Raw genomic sequence first — 6,899 nt, 5'->3', positions numbered from 1 at the left:
CTTTTCCCAACTGTATAAAGTATTGATGCTAATATTAAATAAAGCTGCTGTTTCTTTACGTGTATGTCCCTCTTTAACATATTCAAGGACACGTTTTCTAAAATCAATTCCGTATGCCATAAAAACAGTATATCATATACAGTTTATAATCTAAAAGAGTATATTTTATTTGAAAGACTTTAAAGATGGCGTAGAAGTTCTTCTTCAATCGCTAAAGGATCTGTTTTTGAGGAGAAACGTGCGACCACCTGTCCTTGGCGGTTGATAAGGAACTTGGTAAAGTTCCATTCAATGCGTTTGCCGAGCGGGCCGGATGCTTGTTCTTTTAGCCAGACAAAAAGTGAATCTGCTGTTTTGCCATTTACCTTGATTTTGGAAAAACGGGGAAAGGTCGTTTGGTAGTTGAGGCTACAGAAGGTATTGATTTCTTCATCACTTCCTGAAGCTTGACCAAGAAATTGGTTACAAGGAAAGTCTAAAATGGTAAATCCTTGGTCTTTGTACCGGTCGTAGAGGGTTTGTAAGCCATGATATTGTGTAGTTAAACCACAGCCGGTTGCAGTATTCACTACTAGGACCAGCTGATCTTGGAACTGACTTAGGGATATAGCTTCTTGGTTTTGAGATTGAACTGTAAAATCATAGAGAGTGGTCATTTGATCCTCACAAAATTTCTTCCATGCGTATTTTTTGTGGTTGGAATCCGAGGCGTTCATAGAAACGAACAGCTCCATCGTTATCTGCCCAGACATCTAAGGTTAAATTGTAGCAACCATGCTCTTTGGCATAGGCTTTTGCAAAGGCGATGAATTTTTCCCCAATCCCTTGGCCACGGGCTGTATGAGAGACACAGAGATCATCAATAAAGAGTGTTTTGATGGGGTTAAGGACGCTACTTTGAGCTTCTTGAATTTGGCAGAAGAGATGCCCTAATATCTGATTGTCTTGTTCATAGACAAATAAGAACTGTTTTGGATCTTCTAAAATTTCTGCTAATTGCTCTTGATTGTACTTACTGCCGCTAGCTTTAAAAATATCAGGTCGTCCCTTGTGATGGACGGCTAAGATTTCCTCTAGAAGATTGAGGATAGCTGGGATGTCATTTGGCTTTGCAAGACGAATGGACATAGATTCCCTCCTATTTATATTTTGTCGCTACCAAAGGAAGTAGCTATTATAGCTTTATTATATCGGAAGAATAGCAGGCTTTTCAAGGTCTAATCTTGTGGAGTAGATTCTGCTATAATAAGGGGAGAGTTTCCAAGAAGGAGCAAGGTTATGTCTGAATTCGAAAAAATGATAGCGGGTCAACTCTACAACCCAGCTGCTGCTGAGTTGAGGGAGTTGGTTCAGGCTTCCAGAAGCTATCAAAAGGCTTTTAATGAAGAAGAGGATCGGCAACAAGGGGCTAAGATTTTAAAAGAATGGTTTGGCTCTACAGGAGAAAATCTATCTGTTAAACCACGTTTTGTTTGTGATTATGGGGTCAATATCCACTTGGGTGAAAATTTTTATTCGAATTGGAATTTGACGATGCTGGATGTTTGCCCCATCAGAATTGGAAAAAATGCCATGATTGGCCCTAATTGCCAATTTCTAACCCCACTTCATCCCTTAGATCCAGAGGAGCGAAATGCTGGGTTGGAGTATGGTGCCCCTATTACGATTGGCGATAATTTCTGGGCTGGTGGAGGTGTAACGGTTCTTCCAGGTGTGACTCTGGGGGATAACGTTGTCGCAGGAGCTGGTGCAGTAATTACCAAGTCCTTTGGTGATAATGTTGTCTTAGCCGGCAATCCAGCCAAGGTGATCAAAGTGATTGAGAGTAAGAAAGGTTGATGCGAAATGGATATTTCACAGTTTCGTTGGGTCAATAGACCACAAGAATTTAAATTTGGTCCAGAGGAGCTATCAGTGACAACCCAGCCGCATACAGATTTGTGGCAGAAAACCTATTACCATTTTGTGAATGATAATGCACCGATGTTGCTGATGGATACAGAGGAGGACTATTTTTCCTTCACGGTTAAGGTTGATGTGACGGATAGTCATCAGCGTTTTGACCAGGCCGGTATCGTTGTTTATTTGGATTCTGAAAACTGGCTCAAGGCATCAATTGAATATGAAAATCAAGCCTTTCAGCATCTAGGTTCGGTTGTGACGAACCAGGGATTCTCTGACTGGGCAACGGTGCAAATTCCTACTAAGACTCAATCCATGTATTATCGACTTAGCCGTCGAAAGCAAGATTTTCGAATTGAGAATTCCCTTGATGGAATCAATTTTCAGCAAATGCGGATTTGTCATCTCAATCAAGCGAACGGTCCGATTTCTTTGGGAATCTATGCTTGCTCGCCAGAAGACTCAAGTTTTACGGCTCATTTTAGTGCATTGGATTTAGGCTCTTGCCTCTGGCAGGCCCACGATGGTCAAGAGCCCGATTGATTGGAGGGGGATTATGCGTAAAGCTATTTATGTATTTAGTATCCTTTTATTAGGACTTAGCTGTTTTTGGTTTTTTATGCGAAAAAATTATGATAGTGAGGCGACACCAAATATGGCTACAGAGGTTCAAAAAGAGGCGATTTCTTTGCAAGAGTCCAGTAATCTTATAGAGGAAGACTATCGTGTTCGGCGAGATGATATCGAATTAGTTGGGGTTCTGACAGCGGATGCTAATTATAAAAATGAGAAGCGTCCACTTTTAATCATTGCCCATGGATTTAACAACACCTTAGAGAATTATGCTGATTATGCTGAGAATCTAGCACGCCAAGGCTATGTAGTCTACCGTTTTGATTTTTATGGCGGTAGCCAAGCGTCGAAAAGTGGGGGGACGGATATGCTGCATATGTCAGTTCTGACTGAGAAAGCTGATTTGGAAGCTGTCATTAACCAGCTATCTAAGGAAAAGTTTGTAACAGGGGATCAGGTTACTTTACTAGGGGCTAGCCAAGGTGGAGTTGTGTCAACTCTGTATGCAGCAGATAATCCAGAGCGGATTCATAAACTTGCCTTAGTGTTCCCAGCCTTTGTTCTCTTTGATGACGTAGCGCAAACTTATGCTCGTTTAGGGGTAAAATCGGTCGATGATCTTCCAGAAGTGATTACTCACCGCAATGCTCAACTTGGCTCCATCTATCTCAAAGATGCTCTGTCAATCGATATCGAGACGGAAATGAAAAGAGTGAAAGCTCCGGTTATGCTGATTCACGGAACAGCTGATGAAGTAGTTCCCTATGATTACAGCTTACAAGCTTTAAAGCTTTTTTCAGATTCACAATTGGTCACTGTAGAAGGAGGGGGCCACTGGATTGATGATAGCTTTAATAATACGGCTCTACCAGCCCTAGAAGAATTTTTAGGAGAATAGACAAGAGTTTTCTTTTTTGTTATACTTGAAAAAAATAAAATAATAATCGCCACCGGGTGAGCAGCACTTGAAAGTATCGTTAGGTCTTAGAAGATACTTTTAGAGTGCTGTTTTTTTCATTCAAGGGGCAAGGAAAGGAGCCAAACATGGCCTATTTTATCGTTGATGAATCTTTCTGGAATCTTTTTCCAAATGGAAAAATTGGGGTAGTGCTTTTGAAAGGGTATCAAAAGTTGGCGGAATCTCCAGTAGAACTCCAAAATCTGTTGGAGGAAAGCAATGAATTGGCAAAAACTTTTGTTGAAGAGGAACCTTTTGCCGACAATTCTGTGATCCAAGTCTATCGGCAAGCTTTTCAAGCATTCAAGACTAAAAAAGGTGCTCGTTCCAGTATTGAAGCCCTTTTTAAACGAGCTAAAAGCGGTAAACCAGTAGGAAGTATTCTCCCACTCGTTGATATCTATAATGCAGCCAGTCTACGTTTTGCTCTGCCTTGTGGAGCAGAAGACTTAGACAGCTTTCAAGGTGATTTACAGTTGACACTCACAGAAGGTGGTGATGAGTTTTACCTCATTGGTAGTGATGAAAATACTCCTACCTTACCTGGAGAATTGTGTTACAAGGATGATGCAGGAGCAGTCTGCCGTTGTCTGAACTGGCGAGATGGTCAGCGGACCATGATTACGGAAGATACTCAAAATGCCTTCTTAGTGATTGAGTTATTGGATACAAGTCGAGAGGAAGCTTTGGAAGCTGCCCTCCAGTTTATTGTTGAAAAAGCTCAACAATATTTGGGAGGTCAAGCAGTTTCTCATATTCTAGATAGGGAAACTGCAACTCTTTCTTTGAATGATTAAATTGGTGAGACATTGCACCTACTGTTTGGGAAGGAATTGAGAAATTAGGGGCTACAGAAGAAATTAAAGTTCTTGAAATTGACCCTGAATTTGCACTAGGTCTCAGCTAGTATCCTCAGTTTGAAATTCTGACTGAAACAGAAGTCAACTGCCTGGTTGTCGAGGGGGAACGTGGAGAAGAGAAAAAATATGCAGCTCTTTTAGTTCCCTATGACAAAAGCGAATACGAATGCGACGGTCAAATGTCCACTAGATGTTTCGAAGGTAGGATTTGCCTCACTTGAGACTGTTTTGGAACAAACTGGGATGGAATTTGGAGGAATGGGTCCCATTGGTCTTCCTGAGAGTAGGTCTATTCTAGTGGATAGCCAGATTTTGCAACAGGACAATATTATTGTAGGCGGAGGGATGGCTCATTCAAAATTACTTATGCCAACCAACTTAGTGAGCCAGATACCCCATGTTTCCATTCTTGAGGGTCTGGCAAAGGATTGAGTGAGTCTGAAAAAAACTTGCGAACATCTCGCAAGTTTTTTCAGATTATCCCCAAAATGCATCTTCAGTGCCTTGGTCGGATGAGAAAAGCCAGACTTCTTGGATTTTACCGTTTTCGATACGGAACAGGTCAATTCCACTCATATTCAGTTCGACTCCATCGGGACGTGTCCCTAGGAAAGTTACATGAGCGGCAACTAAATCCTTGTTATCAGATACCCAATTAGTGAGAACCTTGAAAGTACCGTTTGTTTTTTGACCAAATGTGGCTAGGTGAACCCCAAGCTTTTCTTTCCCTACAACAGTTCCAGAAATCGTATGATTTCCAGGCTGGTGCCAAATGATGTCATCTGCCATCGTATCAAATACGGCAGGAAAGTCACCGGCGATAAGAGCTTCATTGTAACGGTTGAAAATTTCTAGATTTTTAGACATTAGTTTTCTCCTTTATTTGATTACAAATCTATTGTATAATCAGACTGTCAAACCAACAAGTACGTTTTTTTATAAAGCTTAGTAGCAAATCTGATACTATTGCTGGAAAATAAGGAGAAAAAATGACAACTAAAGTTAGTGAATATGGGATTTGTCCTTTTGCGACGACTCAAAAAGTCTTAACTGGTAAATGGGCTTTGGTTATTCTTTATCAGTTGAGTACAGGGACTAAACGCTTTAATGAGTTGCAACGAAACATTCCCGGCGTGACCCAAAGTATTTTGACTCGCCATTTAAGGCAACTTGAAAAGGATAAACTGGTTCATCGTAAAGTCTATCCAGAAGTACCTCCGAGAGTAGAGTATAGTTTAACCGAGATTGGTCACAGTTTTCAAGGAGTTTTGGACCAAGTTGAGAAATGGGGACTTGATTATATGGAAATCTTGGCAAAGGAAAAGAATCATTAAGCAAGGCGATATGAAAGCAGTTAGTAGTTGGGTGGGAACGAAGAAGTTCAGATGCTGGTTGCGAGAATGATTCTATTTCAATAGTCACAGATTTTTAAGAATTTACTGAAGGACTGACAAAGGAGTATTATATGAAGGAAATAATTGAACGAAGCACTGCAATCCGGGAAGCCTATCACAAATTGGAGGAGGCTAATCACGGATCTCGCTGGTCGATTGAGGAAGACTTATTAGCTCTGTCAAATGATATTGGCAATTTACAGCGATTAGTGATGACGAGACAGGGAAGGTATTATGATGAGACACCCTACAAACTTGAGAGTAAATTAGCCGAGAATATTTGGTGGTTGTTAGAATTGGCAGAGCGGTTGGATGTGGATATGGTTACAGAAATGGAGGCTTTTCTGGCAGACAAGGAACATCAGTTGCGAGTTGAAAAGAAGAATTCTTAGGAATTGAGCGGAGTTTACTGCTGAAGCTAGTGTTGTAAGAGATTATAGTGGTTACTCCTTTCGTATTAAAAGAATAGGTAAGAGGCGGTGTGTAGAGATGTTGATTCGAAAAGCCACTGAAGGTGACTTAAAGCAGATTATGGATATTTATCAGACGGCTCGTCGATTTATGGAAGAAACAGGGAATCCTAGTCAGTGGAGTAACGGATATCCTAGTTATTCCTTGCTTGCCTCTGATATTGATAGGGAGCATTTGTATGTCTGTGTTGTAGCTGGAGAAATTGCTGGGGTCTTTGCCTTGATGCCAGGTCCTGATCCGACCTATGCCATCATTGAAGGACGTTTTCGTTGTGAGGATGATTATGGGGTTATTCATCGTTTAGCTTCAAATGGTCGTACCAAGAATATTGCCAAAACCTGTTTCGATTTTTGCCGGCAACGGTATGCTTATCTGCGGATTGATACTCATCGAGATAATCAGGGAATGCAGGTGATTTTAAAAAAATATGGTTTTGAGAAATGTGGTCTAATCTGGTTGGAAGATGGCAGTGAGCGGATTGCCTTTGATTATCTTGGGTAATCAGGAGCCGTAGATTCTCTTCATTAATACGACTCATGACCAACTAAGCTCTAGGGTTGGGAATTGAGAGGACTTCGAAAGTCTAGTTCTATTTGACATAGAACTAGACTTTTTACTAGTACGACGGGCATGTCGTACATCTGAGGTGTAAGTCCTCTGTGGGCACCTGCTACCGGTGAACCCAATAGCGACTCCCAAGCCTGACTATCGTGAGGTAGCGGGGAGAGGAAGGGATAGCGA

13 protein-coding genes are annotated in these 6,899 nt (G+C 41.2%); 8 read left to right on the top strand and 5 right to left on the bottom strand.

Features of this window, described 5'->3' with window-relative positions:
* The 3 genes from ACXM1Q_RS08570 to ACXM1Q_RS08560 form a co-directional block, all read right to left on the bottom strand.
* A partial coding sequence (locus ACXM1Q_RS08570) for a helix-turn-helix domain-containing protein (protein ID WP_458516452.1) occupies positions 1-120 on the bottom strand: 120 nt, incomplete at its 3' end.
* Positions 121-179: 59 nt separating this feature from the next.
* The gene (locus tag ACXM1Q_RS08565; protein ID WP_458517711.1) at positions 180-656 is read right to left on the bottom strand and encodes a glutathione peroxidase; all 477 of its coding nucleotides are present in this window, start codon (positions 654-656) and stop codon (positions 180-182) included.
* 7 nt (positions 657-663) lie between these two features.
* A complete protein-coding gene (locus ACXM1Q_RS08560; protein ID WP_458517710.1) occupies positions 664-1,128 on the bottom strand; it encodes a GNAT family N-acetyltransferase in 465 nt (154 codons plus the stop codon).
* Positions 1,129-1,278: 150 nt separating this feature from the next.
* On the opposite strand from ACXM1Q_RS08560, the gene ACXM1Q_RS08555 reads away from it, so the two are divergent.
* The 5 genes from ACXM1Q_RS08555 to ACXM1Q_RS08535 all read left to right on the top strand — a co-directional run bounded on the left by ACXM1Q_RS08555 (position 1,279) and on the right by ACXM1Q_RS08535 (position 4,725).
* On the top strand, positions 1,279-1,839 hold the full coding sequence (locus tag ACXM1Q_RS08555) for a sugar O-acetyltransferase (protein ID WP_135038026.1): 561 nt from the start codon (positions 1,279-1,281) through the stop codon (positions 1,837-1,839).
* A 6-nt stretch (positions 1,840-1,845) separates the two neighbouring features.
* Entirely contained in the window at positions 1,846-2,445 is a 600-nt protein-coding gene (locus ACXM1Q_RS08550; protein WP_458517709.1) for a DUF1349 domain-containing protein, read from the top strand.
* A gap of 13 nt (positions 2,446-2,458) precedes the next feature.
* Positions 2,459-3,373, top strand: a complete 915-nt coding sequence (locus ACXM1Q_RS08545) for an alpha/beta hydrolase (protein ID WP_458517708.1) — start codon at positions 2,459-2,461, stop codon at positions 3,371-3,373.
* Between the two features lie 146 nt (positions 3,374-3,519).
* Positions 3,520-4,230 carry a B3/B4 domain-containing protein gene (locus tag ACXM1Q_RS08540; protein ID WP_458517707.1) on the top strand — a complete coding sequence of 237 codons (711 nt, stop codon included), beginning with the start codon at positions 3,520-3,522 and terminating at the stop codon, positions 4,228-4,230.
* 210 nt (positions 4,231-4,440) lie between these two features.
* Entirely contained in the window at positions 4,441-4,725 is a 285-nt protein-coding gene (locus tag ACXM1Q_RS08535; protein ID WP_458517706.1) for a YbaK/EbsC family protein, read from the top strand.
* Positions 4,726-4,770: 45 nt separating this feature from the next.
* On the opposite strand, the gene ACXM1Q_RS08530 is transcribed toward ACXM1Q_RS08535, so the two are convergent.
* The gene (locus ACXM1Q_RS08530; protein WP_458517705.1) at positions 4,771-5,160 is read right to left on the bottom strand and encodes a nuclear transport factor 2 family protein; all 390 of its coding nucleotides are present in this window, start codon (positions 5,158-5,160) and stop codon (positions 4,771-4,773) included.
* Positions 5,161-5,282: 122 nt separating this feature from the next.
* Between ACXM1Q_RS08530 and ACXM1Q_RS08525 the strand changes: the two genes are divergently transcribed.
* The 3 genes from ACXM1Q_RS08525 (at position 5,283) to ACXM1Q_RS08515 (ending at position 6,659) form a co-directional block, all read left to right on the top strand.
* Positions 5,283-5,627 (top strand): winged helix-turn-helix transcriptional regulator, encoded by a 345-nt coding sequence (locus tag ACXM1Q_RS08525; RefSeq protein ID WP_458517704.1) that lies wholly within the window; start codon positions 5,283-5,285, stop codon positions 5,625-5,627.
* A 131-nt stretch (positions 5,628-5,758) separates the two neighbouring features.
* Positions 5,759-6,079, top strand: coding sequence for a nucleoside triphosphate pyrophosphohydrolase family protein (locus tag ACXM1Q_RS08520; protein WP_135038380.1), 321 nt, complete (start codon positions 5,759-5,761; stop codon positions 6,077-6,079).
* 97 nt (positions 6,080-6,176) lie between these two features.
* Positions 6,177-6,659 carry a GNAT family N-acetyltransferase gene (locus ACXM1Q_RS08515; RefSeq protein ID WP_458517703.1) on the top strand — a complete coding sequence of 161 codons (483 nt, stop codon included), beginning with the start codon at positions 6,177-6,179 and terminating at the stop codon, positions 6,657-6,659.
* Positions 6,660-6,709: 50 nt separating this feature from the next.
* Here the strand turns inward: ACXM1Q_RS08515 and ACXM1Q_RS08510 are convergent.
* Positions 6,710-6,899, bottom strand: a 190-nt coding sequence (locus ACXM1Q_RS08510) for a hypothetical protein (protein ID WP_458517702.1), incomplete at its 5' end; no start/stop codon positions are given.

It is taken from the genome of Streptococcus sp. 10F2 (assembly GCF_054331515.2).
This window is presented reverse-complemented; position numbering and strand designations above follow the sequence as displayed.